The organism is Shewanella sp. MTB7 (assembly GCF_027571385.1).
GTDB lineage: Bacteria > Pseudomonadota > Gammaproteobacteria > Enterobacterales > Shewanellaceae > Shewanella.
Genome location: NZ_CP085636.1, coordinates 226,128 through 247,807 on the forward strand (window position 1 = coordinate 226,128; position 21,680 = coordinate 247,807).

Sequence of the window (21,680 nt, forward strand, 5' to 3'; positions counted from 1 at the left end):
ATTGTAAATTAATGGTTTTTTTGTTTTTTTAATCCGTAGGAAGAGATGACATGATATCGACAATTACTATCATTGATAGTGATGATATTGATAGCCAACACAGGGAAATTATCATTCTGATATGTTTATGTGATGTAGATAACATTTTTACCTAAATAACAAACTTAACAACTTAAAGTTATTTCACATCACAATAAAATAAGACCAAACACATAATATGTAGCGCACCATAATAAGAATAAGATCATAGAATTGAATACAGCATATATATCTGAATTGATGAGGCTTCAGCCGACAATAATACAATTCACAGAGAGATTATCCACGGTGCTGCAACTCGATGCTGAAGTCGTCGATGCTGATCTTGTTCGTATTGCTGGCACTGGCCCCTACAATAAGTCTTTAGGCAAGAAGCTCAACAATAGCTCGCGGATTTTCAGATATATTATTGAGACTAAGCAGAGCAAGGTGGTGGTAAAAACGCGCACAGATCCGATATGTGAAGGCTGCCCTACCCATGATAGTTGCCGTGAAACCGCTTTTCTTGGTGTGCCAATTATACTCGATGAATGTTGCATCGGCGTGGTAAGTTTGGTGGCGTTTAATCAAGAGTCTGGCGATAGAATTAAAAATAATATTCAGCTTTTTCTCGATTATGTGGAGCATATCTCCCAGATTGTGGTTATCAAGGTTTCTGAGGCCAAGAACAATGGTTCGGGACTTGATGATATTTTTTCTAGCCTGATCAATAATATGGATCAAGGCGTACTGGTGCTCGACGATGCTAATCGCGTGCTTCATGGTAACCCCCAGGCTTTGGCCAACTTGAATGTCAGTCACAGTGAGCTGGCCAGTATTGAAGTTAAGATCCAACCCTTATTACTGCATAACAATAAATTAAAAGGTCCAGAACAACATATAGTCACCTTAGGAGAACGTCAGGAACTCGTGGTCGGCCAGTTTCATGTTATTGCTAATAAACAGCTGTTTTTAATGTCCTTCTATCAACCCAATACCGCTATCAAGAATGATGATGTACCAGCGAGTCCATTTTCTAATATCATCGGCGAATCGAAGAAGATGATGCAATTGAAAACCTTAATAGCGCGGGTAGCCAAAAGTCCATCGAGTATTTTGATCAGTGGCGAGAGCGGTACAGGTAAAGAGGTGTTTGCCCAAGCAATCCATAAATACAGCGATCGCAGTGAGCAAAGTTTTGTCGCCATTAACTGCGCTGCTATTCCAGAGCAATTGCTTGAAAGTGAGCTATTTGGTTATGTAAAAGGTGCCTTTACTGGCGCCCTTACTAAAGGCAAAGTGGGCTTAATTCAGGCGGCTAACAATGGCACCTTGTTCCTTGATGAAATTGGCGATATGTCGATGACATTGCAATCTAAGTTGCTGCGAGTACTAGAAGAAAGAGAGGTGATGCCACTGGGATCTAATGCATCAATCCCAGTTAATATTCGTATTATCTCGGCCACTAATCGTAACTTTGCAGAGATGATAGCGCAAAATGAGTTTCGTGAAGATCTCTACTATCGCCTCAATGTGATCCCGCTTTATCTCCCCGCTCTACGAGAGCGAGAAGGTGATATCGAACTCTTGGTCTATTACTTTCTCGACAGACACTCTCAGATCATAGGCACCAGCTATCCCGGCATTACAGAAGAGGTGATTAAAAGTCTCAATGCTTATCACTGGCCGGGAAATATTCGTGAGCTAAGCAACCTAGTGGAGTATTTGGTTAATATAGTCCCTAATGGTGATCAGATTGATGTCGATTTGCTACCACCATATTTTGATACCCCACAAGAGATTGATGTTCCTATGGCGAGTATTAATGATGATAACGTTAGCCTTGATGAGATGGAGAGAATTAAAATTGAGAAGTGCATCAATAGGTTGGGAAATCGTAAGCTGGTAGCAAAGGAGCTGGGCATTGGCATTGCTACCTTGTACCGAAAGTTAAAAAAATACCGCTTATCTTGCTAATTATTCACCACTGTATTTAAATTTGCATGGGATAAAATTCTAGTGGGGTCATTTATTTCGAGATATATAATCGCGGTATTTGGGGGGAGGAACGTGACCATAATGATACTTATCCCTGATGAGTTTGATTGATGATTGGTCTACAATGCTATCTCCTATAAATATGAAAGGATCAGAAAATGCGTAATTTATTTTATCTATTTTGTCTGATGTGCAGCACTAATGCGATAGCCGCGTTAACACTAACAAGTCCTGAAGTAACTAATGGTCACACCTTTAAAAATACACAATTGTTTAATCAGTGGGGATGTACTGGCGATAATATATCACCAACACTTAATTGGTCAGGTGTGCCGAGTGGAACCAAGAGCTTTGCCGTCACCTTGTATGATCCCGATGCGCCTACGGGAAGTGGCTGGTGGCATTGGTCGGTCATTAACATTGATTCTGCCGCACGTGGTTTAGTCAGTGGTGCCGGAAACCTTAAAATGCCTAAACTGCCAGATGGTGCCCGCATGATAACCAATGATTTTGGTTTTGCTGGTTATGGTGGTGCATGCCCTCCTGAAGGTGCTAAGCCGCACCACTATACGCTGACTGTATATGCGTTAGATACCGACAAGATAACCATCCCTGAACATGCCTCTGGCGCATTAGCTGGCTATTACATTCTACAACATGTAATCGAAAAGGCGGTGTTAATCGCTCCAACAAACGCTAGGTAAGATTCAAACAGGTTTAAGAGACAAAAAGCCAGCTGCAGATGATTCAAGCTTAATCATCTGCAGCTGGCTTTTTAGTGGCATTTTTTTAGTCCGCTCGAGAACTGTCCCTCACACTGAATGTTAACTGTGCAGATCATTTGTATATTTCCCCTTTCCTTTCCTTTCCTTTCATTACGTTATCGCCACTGATGTCGTTGATAATTATTTTTAGATAACAAAAGATCAATCTAAAATGATACAAATTGTATCATTTTTGTTGATTTTGGTTTTATTTAAGATTATGTTTATGTGAATGAGACTAATTGTCTCATTATTAATTGAGAAAGTGAGCTTCACGATGTAGGTTGAAAAAGTGGCAAACCATATGAACTCAATTCTTCATTTTTATCGCTTGTCTGTTGACGTTAGGGAACAAGAGATTGCAGTACTGAATTCTTAATGCATTTATGCAGCGATTTACAAAAAATAAAGGAGGACAGGAAATGCTTTTAATGAGATCAAGTGTCTCTAAACATCTCACAGGGCTTGTATTGCTAACCTCTGCGTTCGCAACTCATGCAGGGTATGAAATTAAACTTGGGGATGGAAATGTCATTGAATTTGGTGGCTATCTCAAGGCCGATGCGCGTTATGTTTCCGGTACAGTACCTTACCGGGATTACTGGATTGGCTCGGGTGCTACAGCAATTGATAGCTCAGAGTTTAGGTTTAGCGCACGTGAGACACGATTTAATACTAAATACACCCATGGAGATGTAGTGGGTTTTTTGGAGTTTGATTTATACGGCGGTAATAGCAATGTCGGTAATGAGGTTATTTCCAACTCTTACGCTCCGCGTTTACGCCACGCATTTATAAAATATGAAGATTGGTTGATAGGTCAGACTTGGACCACGTTTATGAATACCAGTGCAATTCCTGAGACTGCTGATTTTGGCGGCCCTCTGGTTGGCGAGGTTTTTGTTCGCCAGGGACAGTTACGTTATACCAATGGTGGCTTGCAACTGGCGATTGAGAATCCTGAAAATTGGGGGGGAGAAAACAAGAATGACAAACTGCCTGACTTTGTCGGTAAATATAGTTTCGATGGTGATTGGGGGGGCGTATCTGTTGCAGCCTTAATACGTAAACTTGATTCTGTAGGTGTGGATGAGGTGACATTAGGGATGTCGATTGCGGGAAAAATTAAGACCTTTGGTAAGGATGATTTTCGTTTTCAATTCAGTAAAGGTTCACTGGGACGTTATGTTGGTGTGACTGTTGCGAAGGATGTCGTTGGTGATCAAGTGGAAGAGACTACCGCTTATACGTTTGCATATCGTCATTTCTGGACTGAGGACATAAGGTCCACTGTGTTTTATGGCAAAGGCGAAGCCGAACTCACGAATGCAGCTCGTAGTCATTATGGTGCCAATATTTTCACTAATCTGACAAAGCAGCTATCAGTTGGTTTGGAATATGGAAATTATGACGTTTCCGATTTAGGAAAAAATGGCAACTCAGATTATTTGCAGCTATCAGTCAAGTATGGTTTGTAAGCTTGATATTTGAAAAACTTATCATTTTAAAAATATTTAATCGATAAATATAATCACGACAAAGGAGCATATATGAAACGCAAAAATATTATAGTGACACTTCCTTTATATCTATGTGTGTTGGGCATGCCGACACTTGCTGTCGCTTCAGTTACACAAAGTGATATCAGTAATGTAGGAGCCTATATTAATGCGGTATTGGAACCCAACTTAAATGACACCCAAAATAGTACTGGAACAACCTATAAATCTCATCAACCGACTTCAATTAATAAAGCTCGCAATGCATTGTACTATTTAACTTTTGCAGAACAAGTTAATGAATCCTTGGGTGCGCCTGGTGGATGGCAAAGAGTCGAGAATATCAGTTACTCATCAGGATTTTATGCTGGTGTTTATCAAAAAGATTCAGAGGTGATTATCTCTTTTAGAGGCAGTGAATTAGGCACTTCTGATTGGGTTACTAATGGCATTATGGTTCAGGATATTGTACCGCCACAATATCAACAGGCTATTGATGAAGCGAGCCGATTAAAGGCAAAATATAGCAGTTATAATATCAGTTACACAGGGCATAGCCTCGGCGGTGGTCTGGCTACAGCCGCAGCGATCACAACAGGTGATGCGGCCACAGTATTTGACTCTTCTGGTTTAGCAGATGCAGTGCTCAACAGGATAAAGCAAAAGTTATCTAATGAGGGAAATCCAAGTAACATTTGGCGTATTAATGCCGCTAAGGTGACGAATTTTAACTTGGAAGGGGAGTTTGTCTCGGACATCGATCTCCAACAAGATGCAGACACTCTTGGAGATACATCAAGACAATATGGGGACATATTTTATGTATCGGATGATAGATTCACGCCATTGTTTTTGGTTGATAACGGATTAAGTCGCCATTTTACTACTCCTTTAAAAGAGGAGCTTCAGTTTCTAGCTCAACCCGTTTTCAGGAATAATCCATATAACTATAATGCGATAGATAATGATATCAATCCCAATACAAGTATATTTTATTTTGACTTTACAGATGACACCTTAGATATACTTTTGTGGCAACTAAACTTTTCAATAAATTCACTTCCAAGTTTACTTGACGATCTTAATTTATAGGTCTCCATAATGTTAAGTTAATAGTGGGTAGTTTGTTTATCTATTTCATTGTCTAAATTATTCATGCGTATAATTATATTATTAATATAAGAAGTTGTTAATTAAATTCATCGCATTTTTATGACAGTTAGATTAGCCCACCTTCATACTTATTGATTTGCCTCTGTGCAATGGCGGCTGTATAAGTTTGCGTGCATAGATAATTCTTAAATTAAGAAAGTGTAATTAATGTGTTATTTAAAGTGTATATAATGGAGTTTGTGACATGAAACTAAAAAATATAGAAGTTGACTGTTCAACTTTGAAATTACTGACCCGAATTTTCCTATTAGGTGGTTTAGTTCTTAGTTCTCAAAGTTTTGCTGAGGATAAAGTTAGATGGAAAGTACAGGCTGTATTTGGTACTCACTTACCAGCCTTAGGTGATCCGATTAAATTTGTTGCTGAGAATATTAAAAGTACCAGTGATGGAAATATTGAATTTAAGATCTATGAACCGGGCAAGATTGTTCCACCTTTTGGTATTACTGAAGCCGTTAAGAATAACCAGATAGCGGCTGGATATACCTGGTTAGGATATGATCAAGGAAAAATCCCCGCATCAGCATTGTTTGCAGCAGTGCCATTTGGCATGGAGCCCTGGGCATATTCAGCCTGGTGGTATGATGACGAAGGCCAACAATTGGCCGAAAAACTGTATGGAAAACATAATATTCATCCCATCTTATGTTCTGTTATCGGTCCAGAGACTGCAGGTTGGTTTAAAAAAGAGATCAAATCCCTTGAAGATATCAAAGGTCTTAAAATTCGCTTTGCAGGTTTAGGTGGCAAAGTGATGCAAAAGGCTGGCGCATCAGTGACAGTGTTACCTGGTGGAGAGATTTTTCCTGCGCTTGAAAAAGGCGCCATTGATGCCACTGAATTTTCAATGCCTGCGATTGATCAGATGATGGGTTTTGACAAAATTGCCAAGAATAATTACTTCCCAGGATGGCACCAAACTTTTACAGCCTCGCATTTGGTAGTGAATAAACAAACTTGGGATAACTTGAGCAGTAGTCAGCAGTCACTTATTGACATGGCTTGTACAGCCGGAACTTTAAGAGCATTAACACGAGGTGAGGCGCTCCAAGGTGAAGTCATTAAGGGGTTCCCAGCGAAGAACGTGACAGCTCGAACTTTACCTCCAGAAGTATTGGTTGAATTAAAGGAATACACAGATCAAGTGATGATGGATATTTCAGAATCTGATGCAGATTTTAAAGAGATTTATCAATCCCAGCAGAAGTTTTATGAAAACTATAAAATTTGGAAGAAGCTCGCTTACTTACCAAACGAATATTAATTAGGTGCGGCCTTTTGGCCGCTTAACCTAATATTGTCTCGGAGAATATTATGCCCACTGAGAAAATGATTAATATTGTTGAGCCTAAGTCAATAATGACTAAATTACCTCATACAAAATTATCTTCATGGATCGAATGGTTAATTATAAAAATAAATAGTTATGTGATCTGGTTATGGCCAATATTAATGGTTGTTATTGTGTTCAACGTATTAATGCGCTATCTGTTTGGTGTGGGTAGAGTTGAATTTGAAGAGTTGCAATGGCATATGTATTCTATCGGTTGGATTATAGGGTTGAGTTATTGTGTTGTGCAAGATGAACATGTACGAGTTGATGTGCTTTATGAAAGATTTAGCTTTAAAGCTCGTTGTTGGGTCGAATTACTTGGAATGCTTTTTTTATTAATACCATTCTTAATCGTCGTTATTATATATTCTGTTCCATTTATTCTATATTCATGGGAGTTATCCGAGGTGTCAGCAGCACCTGGCGGTTTACCGTATCGTTGGTTTATAAAATCATTTTTATTCTTTGGTTTTTCACTTCTAATTCTTGCCGTAGTGGCTAAATTAACTCGGGTTATTAAATATCTTGTTTCTGGAGATACGTTAATTAACGGTAAAGGAAGTGAAGATGGAAATTAATGAGTATTTAGTTATCGCCATGTTTGCCAGTTTTGTGCTGTTGTTATTCTCTGGCTTCCCTGTTGCATGGGTACTCGCGGGTGTTGCAATCATTTTCTCTATTATTTCGATGGCCTTTGATACTTGGGGAGGCACTTGGATTGGTATCGACTGGCAATATGTGTCCATTGTTATTCCTCGTATTTGGGACACCATGAATAACTGGGTATTGGTTGCTTTGCCCATGTTTATTTATATGGGATTAATGTTGGACAGATCTGGCATGGCCCAAAGCCTGATGGTTAATCTTGTGAAGCTTTTTGGCAAGGTGAGAGGTGGCTTGGCAATATCAGTTATTTTCGTTGGATTGTTACTGGCTGCGTCTACTGGAATTATTGGTGCTGCGGTTGTCTTGCTTGCTGTGTTAGGTATGCCTCTGATGTTAAAGGAGGGCTACAGTAAGTCACTTGCCAGCGGCACTATCTGCGCGACGGGTACCTTGGGGATCTTGATCCCACCGAGCATTATGCTTGTGATGATGGGCGACAGAATAGGAGTTTCTGTTGGTGATCTGTTTCTGGGGGCTTTATTCCCAGGCTTATTACTCGCTGCACTTTATGTGCTCTACATCTTGATTGTCGGCTTTATTTTACCCTCCAAAGCACCCGTACCCGCCGATGCAAAACCTGTGTCGATTATCGTTATTTTGAAGGTATTTAGGGCTATTCTGGCGCCTGCGGGGTTAATTACTCTGGTGCTGGGATCCATTTTCTTTGGTATTGCAACGCCTACTGAGGCGTCTGGAGTGGGAGCCGCAGGGGCGACTTTGCTTGCCTGGTGGCATAACAATCTTGACCGCAAGGTGATGGTAGAGGTCTGTGAGGCAACCTGTAAGACAACAGCATTTATTTTTGCACTGTTTGTAGGAGCTTCAGCCTTTTCACTAGTGTTAAGAGGACTTGGCGGAGATGAGCTGATCTCAGGGATGTTACTGGGATTAGATCTGAGTCCGACAGGTGTCATTATCGCTATTCTCTTCGGCGTATTTTTATTGGGTTTCTTTTTAGATTGGATTGAAATTACCTTAATTATCTTGCCGTTAGTTGCACCCATTGTTGCTGCTCTTGGTTTTGATCTTATTTGGTTTACCGTGTTGTTTGCTGTTTGCTTACAAACCTCTTTTCTCACACCTCCTGTTGGTTTTGCTCTGTTTTATATGAAGGGGGTAACCCCTCCTGAGATCTCTATCGGAGATATCTATCGAGGAGTCATTCCTTTTGTGATATTACAAGTTATTGCTTTAATTGCTATTTTTAATTTTAAACAATTGGTTACTTGGTTACCAAGCGTTACCTACGGGTATTGATTAATGGAGTTGCAGACTATGAGTTATCAAGTTTATTTACCCAAAATAATGGAAATAGGGGCTGGTGCTAGTAACAAGATCACCGAGGTGTTGCGGAAACTGGGTTGCCAACAACCTTTAATCGTCACCGACAATGTGATGGTGGAATTAGGCTATGTCGACACTCTTGCAGACGTGCTCAGGAAAGGGGACATCGATTTCGATGTGTTTGCAGATACGGTTCCAGAACCGACGGTGGAATCAATCACGGCTGGAGTTAATCAGTTTTGTGGCAAGCGTTATGATTCGATTATTGCTTTGGGCGGTGGGAGTCCGATTGATTCTGCCAAAGCCATTGGCATTTTGGGAAGTTATGGCGGTGAGATGCGGGACTATAAATTTCCCCGTTCAGTTGATGAAAAAAGAGTGCCAGTCATTGCCATACCAACGACAGCAGGCACAGGGTCTGAAGTGACCCGTTTTACCATTATTACCGATGATGTTGCGGGAGAAAAAATGCTCTGTGTTGGCGCTGGTTTTATGCCAGATGCCGCCCTCATCGATTATAGCCTTACCTTGAGCTTACCCTCAAGAGTGACTGCTGATACCGGTATCGATGCGTTAACCCATGCCATTGAGGCCTATGTAAGCCGCAAAGCCAATCAATTCAGTGATTGTCTAGCGTTATCTGCAATGGGGTTAATCGCGCCGAGTTTGAGGGCTGTTTACCGTGACAGTAGTAACATTCAAGCCAGAGAGAAAATGATGTTGGGTTCGACACTTGCTGGTATCGCTTTTTCTGCTGCATCCGTTGCTTTGGTACACGGTATGAGTCGACCAATAGGGGCTAACTTTCATGTGCCTCATGGGCTATCAAACGCCATGTTATTGCCAACAATCACCGAGTATTCAGTTTCTGGCAATATCGCAAAATATGCCGACTGTGCCAGAGCTATGGGGTTGGCGAAGGATACTGTTTCGGATGAACACGCGAGTCGATTACTGATTGAAGAACTGAAGCAACTTAATGTTGATCTCGATGTGCCCACGTTGGCAGAATTCGGCATCAAGGAAGATCAATATTTGGCTCTTTGCTCGACGATGGCAGAGCAAGCATTGGCATCGGGTTCACCTGCCAATAACCCTCGTATACCAGATAGCACGACTTTAATTGAACTTTATCAAAACATATGGGCATAGGAGCATTATCCATGAAGCAGTTGACACATTTTATTAATAATCAGATCTCTGGCGAGCGTGGCTCAAGGCAAGGGCGGGTATATAATCCCGCTACTGGTGAGCAGATTGCAACAGTTGAATTAGCCGATGATATGGTTGCTGAGCATGTGCTAACCTCTGCCAGCAATGCCTTTATGCCATGGTCGAAAACCCCGCCATTACTGCGTGCGAGGATACTGTTTAAGTTTAAAGCACTGATTGAGGAGCACCGAGACACATTGGCGCAGTTGATCACCGAACAACATGGCAAAGTATTGTCCGATGCGCAGGGGGAGATAACCCGAGGGCTTGAGGTGGTTGAGTTTGCTTGCGGCATCCCTCATTTGTTAAAAGGCGAGCATTCATTGAATGTTGGCAGAAACGTGGACAGTCACTCCATGATGCAACCTTTGGGTGTGTGTGTGGGGATCACCCCGTTTAACTTTCCTGTGATGGTACCAATGTGGATGTTTCCGGTATCGATCGCCTGTGGTAATACATTTATTTTAAAGCCCTCAGAGAAAAATCCTGAGCCTGCATTATTTATGGCGGAATTATTGCGCCAAGCTGGTTTGCCTGATGGGGTATTTAATGTCGTTAATGGCGATAAAACACTGGTCGATGCTCTTATTACCGATAGTCGGGTAGAAGCGGTGAGCTTTGTGGGCTCAACACCTATTGCTGAAGCCATATATACCAAATCATCAGCCCATGGTAAGCGTTGTCAGGCATTGGGCGGGGCAAAAAATCACATGGTTATCATGCCGGACGCTGAGATCGATCAGGTGGTAAATGCTTTAATGGGGGCGGCATACGGATCGGCCGGTGAACGTTGTATGGCTATTTCAGTTGCTGTTTGTATTGGTGATGAGACTGCTGACATGGTTACGGAGACCCTGTTACTTGCGATTAATAATCTCACGGTGGGAAACGGGTCGGATCAAACGTTAGAGCCTGATATGGGGCCTTTGGTCAGTATTGAGCATAAGAATAAAGTGCTTGAATACATTGATAAAGGTGTTGCCGAAGGGGCTGAGTTACTTGCTGACGGACGCTTGTTGTCGGTCGCAGGTTATGAAACCGGCTATTTTGTTGGACCGACTCTGTTTGATCATGTGACTCAAGACATGTCTATTTATCAAGAGGAGATTTTTGGCCCTGTGCTTGTTGTTGTACGAGTGAAGGATTTGGATGCCGCCTTGGAATTGGTCAATAATCATGAGTTTGGCAATGGCACTGCTATTTTTACTCAAAATGGCCGGGCCGCAAGAAGGTATCAGGAAGAGGTTAAGGTCGGGATGGTTGGGGTGAACGTGCCTATTCCTGTTCCAATGTCGTTCCACAGTTTTGGCGGTTGGAAGCGCTCGATATTTGGGCCATTGAACATGCATGGTCCCGATGGAGTACGGTTCAATACCAGAATGAAGACCGTGACTTCGCGATGGCCACAAACCTCAGACAGTGTGGCTGAGTTTTCGATGCCGACCATGAAATAATATTCGGTTTCTAGAGACAAGGAGGTCTCACCAGATATTGGGTTTATGGTCTACTTAAATTAATTTTGCTGTAGATTGCAGAACAATAGCGGGGATTTAGTCAATAAATAATCAGGCTGATCGCTTCAAAGCTGATGGAAATTTCGGTATTGTAAATGTCGAATTTAAGTTCACTGAATGAATAATAAATAGAGAATAAACAGGGCTACAGTGGTATTTATGAGTGAAACAAAACGAGAAAAGAGTTCTACAATTCTCCGGATCCTTGAGATCGTCGAAGCGATTTCTACCTGTGAGTCTCCTATGTCGCCGACCGATCTTGGCATGTTGTTGGATATTCCTAAACCAACGGCCCACCGTTTGGTCAGCACGTTAATCGAAGAGGGCTTTGTCTATACTGATTTGCGTGGCAATGTGATGCCCGGTGACCGGTTGCATTCTATCTCATTGGGGGTCTTGTACAGTAGCCGCCATAAGGCATTGCGTCAGGCGATACTGAAAAAAGTATCCAATCAGATAGGTGAAACTTGCGGAATTGCGATTCCATCTGGTGCTGAGATGGTCTATTACGATCGGGTTGAAGCAAATTGGCCACTGCGCTTGCATCTTCCTGTAGGCAGTAAAGTTCCCGCATGGTGCTCTGCCAGTGGCAAGCTTTATTTAAGCACCTTGCCCGAAGCTCGACGTCATGCTGTGATTAAAAATATGGTATTGGAAAAACTGACCAAAAATACCATCACAGATCCTGCAATGTTGGAGTTACAGTTACAAAACATTAAATCTACGGGTGTTGGACTCGATGACGAAGAGTTTATTGATGGTATGTCAGCGGTATCTGTGCCTATTTTTTCCGATGACGGTAAATTGTTTGCCTGCTTGTTTTGTCATGCGCCTTTAATCCGAAAAAGCTTAGATCAATTGTTAGGTTATGTCGGCTTGCTACACTCAGCCGCTGGGGAAATTGCAGATATTATCAACAGTAAAAACAATGCATAAATCAATTTGATTATGCTCCAGTGATTGACTGCTTATGTCAGTGGCTGAACTGATTGATAACCTAGCATGAAGTGTTGCCAATTATCTTGAGTAAATTCAAGGGTGCTAAGTATCCCTTTCTCTTTATTAAATGAGCGTAATAAGCGCTCCAAATTGGCATTTTGCCATGTGGTATCAGGTGTGCGGATCTCGCCTCTGTCAAAATCAATGAGATAGAAGTTATCATCTGCGATAAGAATATTTTTGGCATTTAAGTCGGCATGGTAGACACCACGTTGGTGGAATTTGGCAATACAGGTGCCCAGTTGCTGCCACTGTGTGTCTGACATAGCAGTTTGACTCAGTTTAGCCACCAAATCTTGTGCTCCCGCCACTCGTTCTATAATGAGATCGGCACGATAATGCAGGCCGTGTCGTTCTACGTTAGCAGCGATAGGTTTCGGAACAGGGAAGCCTTCACTATAAAGCTGAGCCAGCAATGTAAGTTCGGATACGGCTCTGGTTTTGCTTAGGCCGGTATAGAAATAGCTGTCTTTGCTTAATTTCGCCATCATTCCACCACGATAGTAATGTCGCAGTACCCATTGGCTGTCACCTGTTTCAGTCAGGTTCGGTTTGACAAACCACGTGGTGTAACGGCCTTTTGATGAGCCTGTTATTGCCGATTTTTGCAGCCAAAACTCCATGGTAAACCAATCTCTGCAGATCGTATCCGGTGTGGGGGGGCAAAAAGCGATTGAACCTTGTGGCGTTTCTTTGAACTGCATTTTTGTTCGCTCTGTCACAGGAGTTTGAGTGGGCATAGGGGCTGGCTTATCTTTGTTTTAGGTTGGAAAACTGACACTATTCTACAGTAACTTAACCTAGGTTGATTCTTTAAATCCTGATAAGTTTGGCACCTTGGTGATTCTCCTTTAAACTCACCTTGTTTTTATTTCAAGATCAACACGAACTCTATGACTTTAAACCTGAATAGTATTAACTCTCTTTGCTTACTTCGTTTGTCAGCTATTGGCGATGTATGTCATGCAGTGGCTATGGTGCAAGCGATACAGCAACAATATCCCGATCTCAAAATCACTTGGGTGATAGGTAAGGTTGAATATCAACTGCTCAAGCATCTGCCTGATGTCGAGTTTGTTATTTTTGATAAGTCACAGGGTTGGAAAAGTTACTTCAACCTACGAAAAGCACTCTCTGGTCAGAGGTTTGATGTGCTATTGCATATGCAAGTAGCCTTGAGAGCAACGATAGCTTCGTTAGCCATTTCAGCCAAGGTTCGCATTGGCTTTGATCGTGCCCGTGCCAAAGAAGGGCAGTGGCTGGTGACCAACCAGAGAGTTGAAGCCTTAGATACTCCTCATGTGCTTGAAGGTTTTATGGGCTTTGCTAAGTTACTTGGTGTGACTGATCTGACTCCTAGATGGAATATTCCTGTGCCAGCTGCGGATACAGAATTTGCCAAGAATATGATCCCTGATGGGGATAAAACCTTAGTGATCTGTGCTGCTGCGAGTAAGGCTGAACGTAACTGGTTACCTGAACGCTATGCTGCGGTTGCCGAACATGCAATATCGAAAGGCTATAGAGTGATGCTTTGTGGTGGGCCAACAGAGTTAGAAAAAGTATTGGCAGCGCAGATCATTAATCATTGTTCTGCACCACTGGAAAATCAGGTGGGTAAAACTTCTCTCACTCAGCTGTTGGCTATATTAAAACAAGCCACAATCGTGTTAGCGCCGGACACTGGTCCAGCTCATATGGCTGTAACCCAAGGCACACCCGTTATTGGCCTTTATGCTCACTCTAACCCAGGACGAACAGGCCCCTATTTGAGTCTGAATAATGTCGTGAGTGTGTATGATGAAGTCATAGCCGAACAACATCCAGATAAGCTAATCTCATGGGGAACACGTGCTAAAGGTGCTGATTTGATGGAGTTGATTCAACTCGAACCTGTTTTGCAAGTGTTTGATCGGATTGGGGCTGAGACTTAATTATTTCACTCTTTTTTTGGGGGAGCTAAGCTTTCACTGTGGTAATAATAGAGTTCATATAATTTAGCCTCTTTAATAAAAGCATAATAGGCGTCCATAATAGCGAGTATAAATCCCCTCATGCCAGAAAATATTTTACGCTGAAGAAAGTATTCTTTGAAAAATATGAGGGGAAATATAGTGACAAGTTTAAGGTAGGAAAAACGCTTGTTTTTGTTGAATTTCTCATTCGACTTTAGCGTTGAGTAGGTGTTGTTTTTCTTGGTGATGGTTTCAATTGAGCCATAACCATAGTGGTCAAATGTTTCTTCTATAAACATTTCAGTGCCATTTACTGTGGCGCTTTCATGGGCTAATAGAGACTCATCGAAGTGAGATTTAGTTCGTTTATAGAATCTATGGTTGTTAGGCTTTTTACTCCAAGAAGAAAGTGACTTTCCCATAAATATATCGTTGCGCCAAAACCGAACACTGTCTGCTGAATCTTGTTCCATGATGGTTTGTAAGGCTTGGATCAGCTTCTCATTTATCACTTCATCCCCATCTAAATTCAGTACCCATTCATTACGACATAAACACATAGCATATTGTTTTTGTTTCGCATACCCCATCCACGGATGGTAGTGAATTTTAGCCCCGTACTGCTCAGCAATTTTTATGGTGTTGTCAGTACTTCCTGAATCCACAATTATGATTTCATCCATGTCGGATATACTTAATAACGTCTTTTCTAGATGTTCTTCTTCGTTTTTAGTGATAATAAAGACGCTAATAGGTAATGCCATAGGGGATTTATGTAGAGTGAATTGTGAGATTAATGGCGTTATTATAACATTAGATATGGCATTTCAAGAAGGCTGTAGGGATAAAACTGATGCGAATAGGCTAGATAAATCAACTTTGAATCATGTTAATATACAAGCTCTTTCATTGAGCATTTAAGTATTTGGTTATTTTTGATGAAGTTTAAAATTTTTGTTATTAATTTGGATTCTAGCCTTGATAGACTGAGTAGCATGCAAGAGCAGTGTGATCGTCTTGGGCTTGAATTTGAACGCGTCTCGGCGGTTAGAGGCAGTGAACTATCAGAAGGCGATAAATCAAAAATTTATAGTCTGGAACAGAACCTAAAAAAGTATGACAAAGTGCTGAATGATGGCGAAATTGGATGCTATCTGAGTCATATTCGATGCTGGGAAAAATTGCTTGCTGAAGAGTTGGACTATGCCTTGGTGTTAGAGGATGACGGTATTCTTACCGATGAGCTGCCGTTATTCATCACTAAACTGGCAAAGTCGTTTGAACATTGGGATTATATTCTTCTGTCCCACGGCAGAAAAATAAAACCTGTCATCGACAGTTTGGATATGGGCGATGGTCTTTGGTTACAAAAAGTCCTGAAGCTAAACTCTACGACTACCGGACAATTTATCTCATTCCAAGGAGCTAAAAAGTTAGTGTCGACTGCATTACCTATCTCTCGACCCGTCGACATGGATATTCAGCATTGGTTTGAAAAGTCTTTGCGTTGCTTCGTTGTGAGTCCATTTCCTGTTCTTACTGGTGATTTTTCGAGTGACATCAGTATTGCTGGTGATCGGCGTTTTGTGCAAAAACGACCTTTTAAGCGTATTTGGCAAAAAATAAGATTTGAAGTAATGTTGTTGCTAAACAGGAATCAGTTGCCCGATTTACCATCGAAATAGACACCTTGTCGTCTCAGCATCTAATCATAAAAATTATCCATCAAGGCATACATTTAGAAACTCTATCTTAGTTTCTTCTTTTTACTTGGCTACGGAGGCCTGAAATGCGGATTGCAATTGCAATAGATAGTTTAGCTGGAGGGGGAGCAGAAAAAGTGATGCTTACACTGGCTAAACAGTTTATGGCGATGGGCCATGAAACCCACTTTATTGTTATGCACTCGAGTGTGGTTTACGAGCTGCCGCCAGCGCTCCCTATTCATGTCTGTTTTGATGAAAAAGACAAGGACTTTGATCGTGCATTTCGTTTGAAATTTGCTGTTGCTCGATTAAAAGCTAAAATCGCGATGATTGAAGCTGAGGTCGGAAAATTCGATCTTTTTCTCTCCAATTTAGATAAAACCAATAGACTAATGACTAAAGTCGGGGTGAGTCCGCTATATGTTATCGTCCACGCTTCAGTTGAAGAGGAGTTGCAACGTAATGCTAAGTTGGGACCCTTTGCCTATTTTAAGAAACGTCAGGCGAAAAAAGCATTAAATGGCCAGCGACTGATCACTGTCTCACAAGGTATCGCCGATGAGATTCAAGCTTCTAAGTGGATCACTCCCCTTTCTATTCGGACTATCTATAATCCCTTTGAGTTTAACGATATTACTGAGCTTGCCTCACATGAGGTCGCCGATATACCCGCTGGTGATTATCTGATCCATGTTGGTCGGCTAGTTAAGCAGAAACGGCATGACATTTTGTTTCAGGCGATAGCCAAAATGGAGAATAAGATACCTGTAGTGCTCCTGTGCCATCATCCTCGGAAAGCCTTAAAAATGGCTGAGAAATATGGCGTAAAGCAACGGGTTTCAGTTTTCGGTTTTCAACGTAATCCGTATCCCTGGATCAAGGGCTCTAAAGGCTTGTTTTTGAGTTCTGATTTTGAAGGGCTTCCTACGGTACTGATTGAAGCGTTAGCGTGTGGTATTCCCGTCGTGAGCACAGATTGCCCCCACGGTCCGAAGGAGATATTGACGGGTGAGTTGAGCCGCTTTTTGGTGCCAAGAAGAGATCCTGAAGCCCTTGCTAACAAACTGGATGAAGTGTTAATTTCTCCGCCGGAGTTAAGTGAAATTGATATATTGCACAAAGTTGATGCTGCAAAGATTGCTCAAGAATATTTAAATTTAGCGAAACAATTTTGAGTTTGGTGATAACGATGTCGAATAAAATGAGTAAGCGGTATTTGATGTATATCGCTCAAAACTATTCATACGCGGTTTTAAGGCCCTTGCAACAAGCTATATTGGCGAGGGGCGATCAGGTTTGTTGGTTTTTAGAGGGCAATGAAGTTGATGGAGAGTTTTTGACGCCTAATGAGGAACGGTTAACTTCAATCGATGCCGTAAAACAATGGCAGCCAGATGCTGTGTTTGTGCCCGGAAATGTAGTACCTAGTTTTATTCCTGGTATAAAAGTTGGGGTGTTTCATGGGTTTAATGCAGGTAAGATGAATCATAGAGGCCGTGAAGATCACTTTGAAATACGTGATTGTTTCGATCTTTATTGCAGTCAAGGACCAGCCACAACTTTACCTTTTATTGCACTTGCAGAGAAGTTTGGTACCTTTAATGTCGCCGAAACAGGTTGGCCGACCTTAGATCCAATGTTTCAAGACATTAACAATAATCCCTATTTAAGTCGCGAAGATAAAAGGCCAACAGTATTATTTTGCTCTACTTTTTCAAAAAGTTTATCTTGCGCTCCTATTGTTTATGAACAAATAAAAAAGCTTTCAGAGAAAGGGAATTGGCGTTGGTTGGTACAGTTTCATCCAAAGATGAAATCAGAGGTAGTTGAAAAATATAAAGCACTTGAAAGTAATAACTTACAGTTTGTTGAAACTGATAATGTATTGCCTCTCTTGCAAGCTGCTGATGTGATGCTGTGTGATACATCATCAATTTTGATCATGTTCTTATTGCAGGGTAAACCTGTCGTTACTTTCAATAACAGCACTCAGAGTTCACATCTAGTTAACGTGACTGAACTTGATGAGATTGAAGCTGCATTAGCTAAAGCGTTAACTCAGCCTCCTGAGCTGATGTCTGAAATTGAACAGTATTGTAATCAGATCCACCCCTTTAGGGATGGACACTCTAGTGAACGAGTATTGGTTGCAACAGATAAGCTAATTGAAAATGGGATCGGTGATCTTAAAGCTAAACCAATGAATTTGTTGCGTCATTTGAAAATGCGTAAAAAGCTTAGTTACTGGAAGCTATAAGTGACAAAAGACAGTTATCTCAAACTCGCCAATGTGGACTAAAAAGGGATCTAATAGTTAACCTATTACATCCCTTTTTTGATATCCATTAATCTGCACATAAATTGATATATTGCTGCGCGATATATTGGCTTTCAACCTTGGCTTTTATCTCTAAATTCTCCAATGAAGGAGGATTAGCCAAGCACTCCAAAGCTCGCTTGGCCAATGCTATTGGATCCCTGCGGGGAACAAGGTACTGAGCTAGCTCTCCGGTCAATATTTCACTTGGTCCATGGGGACATTCAGTGCTGACTACTGGTGTTTGGCAAATTAACGATTCGATAAGCACTGTTGGTAGGCCTTCAAAATCTGAGCTGAGCAGCATTATTTCGGCTCTGGCGATCCATGCATAGGGATTACTTTGAAAACCTGGGGTGATAATACGATCTTCTACCCCATATTTTCTTGCCAGTTTATGGGCTTTATCTGGTCGATTAGTGAGTAATACCAGCCGAGGCGCCGACGGCATAGCTTGAAGGGATTGGAAAAGAATATCTAAGCGTTTCTGACGTGTCACACGGCCTATATGTATCATATAAGGTTCATCGGGAAGTCCCACTGGTTGCTCTTTTGCCTTTGTTCTTATCTCATCGAGTTTAAAGGGATTGTAGATGGCCTGAACACTGTGAGGTTTTAGCCAGCGAGTCTCTCTGAGTTCAGTTGCTATGCCATCGGATACGGTGATTATCTTTTTTCCAATCAGAGCTTTTGCTTTGTGCCAGCGTCGAAAAAAATGAACTGGACCACGTTTTAATTCCATAATCAGTTCTTGTTTGAGCGCACAGTGGCAAAAGTAATAACAAGGGGAGAAGTCACAGCCACTAACGACAAGATCGCAGTCAGTTGAGTTGCTGAGAAAAAGAGAAAATGGACCCGCTTTATGTTCTACCGACTGGACGCAAGCCTGTAACTGCTTTTGTTGTGCAGTTAGGGATAATGATTTTTGAGAGTCAAAGACATAATGGATATGGACATTTTTAGGTGGGGTAAAGTCGCCCTCCTGATTAAAAATGAAAAGGTGCACCTCTTGACCAGCTTCTTGTAAAACTTCGGCCTGAGTCAAAGCGACTTTGACAGTACCATTAGCGAAGAGGTTATGGCAGAAAATGGCGATTCTTTTCATTTAGTGTCTTTATACCTGTATCGTGATTTTGCCGTCATTATACTCATTCTAAAAACAAATTGGTTAATATGGTTCATTCGTGAAACTAAAGTGGGTAAACTGTCGGTTTCTAATTAGGTTTGTTAGGCTTTTTATATGCATAAACGAGCAATATATCCAGGGACCTTTGATCCCGTGACAAATGGACATACCGACCTTATCGAAAGGGCCGCTAAGCTATTTAAACATGTAGTGATTGGTATAGCGGCTAATCCATCTAAGCTGCCTAGGTTTAGCTTAGATGAGCGAGTTCAACTACTTAAACTGGTGACTGCCCATCTCGATAATGTCGAGGTTGTTGGTTTCAGTGGTTTGTTAGTGGACTTTGCTAAAGAACAAAAAGCGAGTGTGCTAGTTCGAGGGTTAAGGGCGGTGTCTGATTTTGAATATGAATTTCAGTTAGCGAATATGAATCGTCGTTTGAGCCCTGATCTAGAGAGCGTATTTTTAACACCATCGGAGGAGAATTCGTTTATCTCCTCGACCTTAGTTAAAGAGGTGGCGCTACATGGTGGTGATGTCAGTCAGTTTGTTCACCCTCAAGTGAGCAAAGCACTTTTAAGCAAAGGATAATAGTCAGTTTTTATGTTGAAATTCTATAGTATAAAGTTCACTGCAGCTTTTCTGTTTCTAAGCTCTTTTTCAGTTTTATCAGCACCTTGGGTAGATGTTTCTGATATCTATTTACGTGCTGATATTCAAGCTCTAGCTGATGAAGGAGTGATCACGGTTCCTGTTAATACTTATCCCTTAATGTGGTCAGGTATTGCAGTTGATTTGGCTAAGACAGAGCCATCAACCTTGACCCCAGCCTTAGCACAAGCTTTTGCTCGCGTGAATTTTTACTATCGTAATGCAGTAGGCAATAGAGGTAATACACGCATTAAAGCGGTAGCTGCCACTGATCCTGCTCGTTTTCAGCATTTTGGTTCTGACTACCGAGAAAAGGGCGAACTGCAGGTTTCCCATGAGTATATGGGTGAGCGCTTCGCTTATAAGATTGCAGCATCGGCTAATTATGAGCCGACAGATAATAAAGAGTTCCGTTTCGATGACTCCTATTTGGCAATGGCATTAGGTAACTGGATGGTGACTGTCGGTGCTGTCGAACAGTGGTGGGGCCCTGGTTTTGATTCGGCGATGGCGAGATCGAATAATGCTCGACCTCAACCTTCAGTCATGTTGAGTCGTAATAATGCTGCTGCATTTGAGACGCCTTGGCTCTCTTGGTTAGGCCCATGGACACTTACAGCTGGGATTAGTCGTTTAGAGGAGGAGCGTGCTATTGCCAATCCTCTGCTATGGAACTTTAGAAGTTCACTGCGTCCTTTTAAGCAGTTAGAGATAGGTTTTTCTTGGTCGACCCAATTTTGTGGTGAAGGCCAAGAGTGTTCACTGGAAAGCGCACTTAAATCGATAACTGGCCAGCGAGACTGTCGTGATGCTGGACCTGGTGGCTGTACTAACTATGGTAACCAGATCGCAGGCTATGATGTTCGCTTCAGTGATACCTGGTTCAATGTGCCTTTTGGTGTCTATTACGAACAAACTTGTGAAGATGCTACTGGCTCTGCACCTTGGGATATTGTCGACTGTGGACACGCCGGTGGTATCGATACACGCTTTAATTTCGACTCAGCTCAATACAAGTTGTTTTTTGAGTATACAGATACCATGGTTGCCTGCGGTGAAGATGAAAATGCCTTTAACTGCATGTACGAGCACGGTGATTACCAAAGTGGTTCACGCTATTATGGCAGGGCTTATGGCAGCACCTATGACAGTGACGCCAAAGTGTATGCGCTAGGGTTAATCGGCCAATTTGCTAACAGCCGTGGCATCACGACGATACTAAGGTATGCGCAGCTCAATAATGATGGCTCAAGTCCAAGTCATGGCTGGGCACCTCAGTCGCCTAAGGAAGATCTGTTGATGCTGGAACTGAGTTATCGCATGTCGATCTGGAAAGGTATGATGAGTGTTGGTGGTACGGTATCTCAATCTGAGTTTGAAGTTGCAGACAAGCAGACCGATGCGACACTATTTGGCACTTATGAGTATCGGTTTTAGGAGAAGGTTCGAGATTTTTTAGGTCCTA

The 21,680-nt window shown here is 41.8% G+C and carries 19 protein-coding genes; 16 read left to right on the forward strand and 3 right to left on the reverse strand.

The genetic code is table 11. From position 1 onward, the window contains the following. Positions 1-252: 252 nt before the first annotated feature. From HWQ47_RS01020 to HWQ47_RS01065, 10 genes are all read left to right on the forward strand, one after another. Positions 253-1,995 carry a sigma 54-interacting transcriptional regulator gene (locus HWQ47_RS01020; protein ID WP_269969356.1) on the forward strand — a complete coding sequence of 581 codons (1,743 nt, stop codon included), beginning with the start codon at positions 253-255 and terminating at the stop codon, positions 1,993-1,995. A gap of 179 nt (positions 1,996-2,174) precedes the next feature. Then, entirely contained in the window at positions 2,175-2,720 is a 546-nt protein-coding gene (locus HWQ47_RS01025; RefSeq protein WP_269969357.1) for a YbhB/YbcL family Raf kinase inhibitor-like protein, read from the forward strand. A 482-nt stretch (positions 2,721-3,202) separates the two neighbouring features. After that, positions 3,203-4,258: a DcaP family trimeric outer membrane transporter gene (locus HWQ47_RS01030; RefSeq protein ID WP_326515474.1), complete on the forward strand. Its 1,056-nt coding sequence runs from the start codon at positions 3,203-3,205 to the stop codon at positions 4,256-4,258. A 72-nt stretch (positions 4,259-4,330) separates the two neighbouring features. Further along, on the forward strand, positions 4,331-5,371 hold the full coding sequence (locus tag HWQ47_RS01035) for a lipase family protein (RefSeq protein WP_269969358.1): 1,041 nt from the start codon (positions 4,331-4,333) through the stop codon (positions 5,369-5,371). 265 nt (positions 5,372-5,636) lie between these two features. Next, the gene (locus HWQ47_RS01040) at positions 5,637-6,716 is read left to right on the forward strand and encodes a TRAP transporter substrate-binding protein (RefSeq protein WP_269969359.1); all 1,080 of its coding nucleotides are present in this window, start codon (positions 5,637-5,639) and stop codon (positions 6,714-6,716) included. A gap of 50 nt (positions 6,717-6,766) precedes the next feature. Then, complete coding sequence (locus HWQ47_RS01045; protein WP_269969360.1) at positions 6,767-7,363, forward strand: TRAP transporter small permease subunit; 597 nt, start codon at positions 6,767-6,769, stop codon at positions 7,361-7,363. Then, positions 7,353-8,708, forward strand: coding sequence for a TRAP transporter large permease (locus tag HWQ47_RS01050; protein WP_269969361.1), 1,356 nt, complete (start codon positions 7,353-7,355; stop codon positions 8,706-8,708). Before HWQ47_RS01045 ends, HWQ47_RS01050 begins: the two co-directional genes overlap by 11 nt. Before the next feature lie 18 nt (positions 8,709-8,726). After that, a complete protein-coding gene (locus tag HWQ47_RS01055) occupies positions 8,727-9,887 on the forward strand; it encodes an iron-containing alcohol dehydrogenase (RefSeq protein WP_269969362.1) in 1,161 nt (386 codons plus the stop codon). A gap of 11 nt (positions 9,888-9,898) precedes the next feature. Continuing rightward, entirely contained in the window at positions 9,899-11,401 is a 1,503-nt protein-coding gene (locus HWQ47_RS01060; RefSeq protein WP_269969363.1) for a CoA-acylating methylmalonate-semialdehyde dehydrogenase, read from the forward strand. Positions 11,402-11,620: 219 nt separating this feature from the next. Beyond that, positions 11,621-12,397 (forward strand): IclR family transcriptional regulator, encoded by a 777-nt coding sequence (locus tag HWQ47_RS01065; RefSeq protein ID WP_269969364.1) that lies wholly within the window; start codon positions 11,621-11,623, stop codon positions 12,395-12,397. A gap of 32 nt (positions 12,398-12,429) precedes the next feature. On the opposite strand, the gene HWQ47_RS01070 is transcribed toward HWQ47_RS01065, so the two are convergent. Then, positions 12,430-13,164, reverse strand: a complete 735-nt coding sequence (locus HWQ47_RS01070; RefSeq protein WP_269969365.1) for a 3-deoxy-D-manno-octulosonic acid kinase — start codon at positions 13,162-13,164, stop codon at positions 12,430-12,432. A gap of 189 nt (positions 13,165-13,353) precedes the next feature. On the opposite strand from HWQ47_RS01070, the gene HWQ47_RS01075 reads away from it, so the two are divergent. Then, complete coding sequence (locus HWQ47_RS01075; protein WP_269969366.1) at positions 13,354-14,394, forward strand: glycosyltransferase family 9 protein; 1,041 nt, start codon at positions 13,354-13,356, stop codon at positions 14,392-14,394. Positions 14,395-14,399: 5 nt separating this feature from the next. On the opposite strand, the gene HWQ47_RS01080 is transcribed toward HWQ47_RS01075, so the two are convergent. Continuing rightward, positions 14,400-15,179: a glycosyltransferase family 2 protein gene (locus tag HWQ47_RS01080; protein WP_269969367.1), complete on the reverse strand. Its 780-nt coding sequence runs from the start codon at positions 15,177-15,179 to the stop codon at positions 14,400-14,402. Positions 15,180-15,353: 174 nt separating this feature from the next. Here HWQ47_RS01080 and HWQ47_RS01085 point away from each other — a divergent pair, with 174 nt between their 5' ends. The 3 genes from HWQ47_RS01085 (at position 15,354) to HWQ47_RS01095 (ending at position 18,378) form a co-directional block, all read left to right on the forward strand. Then, entirely contained in the window at positions 15,354-16,100 is a 747-nt protein-coding gene (locus HWQ47_RS01085) for a glycosyltransferase family 25 protein (RefSeq protein WP_269969368.1), read from the forward strand. A 104-nt stretch (positions 16,101-16,204) separates the two neighbouring features. Further along, the gene (locus tag HWQ47_RS01090) at positions 16,205-17,296 is read left to right on the forward strand and encodes a glycosyltransferase (protein ID WP_269969369.1); all 1,092 of its coding nucleotides are present in this window, start codon (positions 16,205-16,207) and stop codon (positions 17,294-17,296) included. Positions 17,297-17,310: 14 nt separating this feature from the next. Further along, positions 17,311-18,378, forward strand: a complete 1,068-nt coding sequence (locus HWQ47_RS01095; protein ID WP_269969370.1) for a CDP-glycerol glycerophosphotransferase family protein — start codon at positions 17,311-17,313, stop codon at positions 18,376-18,378. 88 nt (positions 18,379-18,466) lie between these two features. Here HWQ47_RS01095 and HWQ47_RS01100 read toward each other — a convergent pair whose 3' ends face one another. After that, positions 18,467-19,543 carry a glycosyltransferase gene (locus tag HWQ47_RS01100; protein ID WP_269969371.1) on the reverse strand — a complete coding sequence of 359 codons (1,077 nt, stop codon included), beginning with the start codon at positions 19,541-19,543 and terminating at the stop codon, positions 18,467-18,469. Between the two features lie 135 nt (positions 19,544-19,678). On the opposite strand from HWQ47_RS01100, the gene coaD reads away from it, so the two are divergent. Both coaD and HWQ47_RS01110 read left to right on the forward strand, forming a co-directional pair. Further along, positions 19,679-20,155: a pantetheine-phosphate adenylyltransferase gene (gene coaD / locus HWQ47_RS01105; protein WP_269969372.1), complete on the forward strand. Its 477-nt coding sequence runs from the start codon at positions 19,679-19,681 to the stop codon at positions 20,153-20,155. Positions 20,156-20,167: 12 nt separating this feature from the next. Continuing rightward, positions 20,168-21,652 carry a capsule assembly Wzi family protein gene (locus tag HWQ47_RS01110; RefSeq protein WP_269969373.1) on the forward strand — a complete coding sequence of 495 codons (1,485 nt, stop codon included), beginning with the start codon at positions 20,168-20,170 and terminating at the stop codon, positions 21,650-21,652. Positions 21,653-21,680: the final 28 nt, after the last annotated feature.

Excerpts from the sequence above, each read along its gene's own strand:
- HWQ47_RS01040 (WP_269969359.1), top strand. The coding sequence starts at position 5,637 with ATGAAACTAAAAAATATAGAAGTTGACTGTTCAACTTTGAAATTACTG.
- coaD (WP_269969372.1), top strand. The coding sequence starts at position 19,679 with ATGCATAAACGAGCAATATATCCAGGGACCTTTGATCCCGTGACAAAT.
- HWQ47_RS01090 (WP_269969369.1), top strand. The coding sequence starts at position 16,205 with ATGCGGATTGCAATTGCAATAGATAGTTTAGCTGGAGGGGGAGCAGAA.
- HWQ47_RS01025 (WP_269969357.1), top strand. The coding sequence starts at position 2,175 with ATGCGTAATTTATTTTATCTATTTTGTCTGATGTGCAGCACTAATGCG.
- HWQ47_RS01110 (WP_269969373.1), top strand. The coding sequence starts at position 20,168 with ATGTTGAAATTCTATAGTATAAAGTTCACTGCAGCTTTTCTGTTTCTA.
- HWQ47_RS01065 (WP_269969364.1), top strand. The coding sequence starts at position 11,621 with ATGAGTGAAACAAAACGAGAAAAGAGTTCTACAATTCTCCGGATCCTT.
- HWQ47_RS01055 (WP_269969362.1), top strand. The coding sequence starts at position 8,727 with ATGAGTTATCAAGTTTATTTACCCAAAATAATGGAAATAGGGGCTGGT.
- HWQ47_RS01045 (WP_269969360.1), top strand. The coding sequence starts at position 6,767 with ATGCCCACTGAGAAAATGATTAATATTGTTGAGCCTAAGTCAATAATG.
- HWQ47_RS01050 (WP_269969361.1), top strand. The coding sequence starts at position 7,353 with ATGGAAATTAATGAGTATTTAGTTATCGCCATGTTTGCCAGTTTTGTG.
- HWQ47_RS01095 (WP_269969370.1), top strand. The coding sequence starts at position 17,311 with ATGTCGAATAAAATGAGTAAGCGGTATTTGATGTATATCGCTCAAAAC.
- HWQ47_RS01060 (WP_269969363.1), top strand. The coding sequence starts at position 9,899 with ATGAAGCAGTTGACACATTTTATTAATAATCAGATCTCTGGCGAGCGT.
- HWQ47_RS01080 (WP_269969367.1), bottom strand. The coding sequence starts at position 15,179 with ATGGCATTACCTATTAGCGTCTTTATTATCACTAAAAACGAAGAAGAA.
- HWQ47_RS01075 (WP_269969366.1), top strand. The coding sequence starts at position 13,354 with ATGACTTTAAACCTGAATAGTATTAACTCTCTTTGCTTACTTCGTTTG.
- HWQ47_RS01085 (WP_269969368.1), top strand. The coding sequence starts at position 15,354 with ATGAAGTTTAAAATTTTTGTTATTAATTTGGATTCTAGCCTTGATAGA.
- HWQ47_RS01100 (WP_269969371.1), bottom strand. The coding sequence starts at position 19,543 with ATGAAAAGAATCGCCATTTTCTGCCATAACCTCTTCGCTAATGGTACT.
- HWQ47_RS01035 (WP_269969358.1), top strand. The coding sequence starts at position 4,331 with ATGAAACGCAAAAATATTATAGTGACACTTCCTTTATATCTATGTGTG.
- HWQ47_RS01030 (WP_326515474.1), top strand. The coding sequence starts at position 3,203 with ATGCTTTTAATGAGATCAAGTGTCTCTAAACATCTCACAGGGCTTGTA.
- HWQ47_RS01070 (WP_269969365.1), bottom strand. The coding sequence starts at position 13,164 with ATGCAGTTCAAAGAAACGCCACAAGGTTCAATCGCTTTTTGCCCCCCC.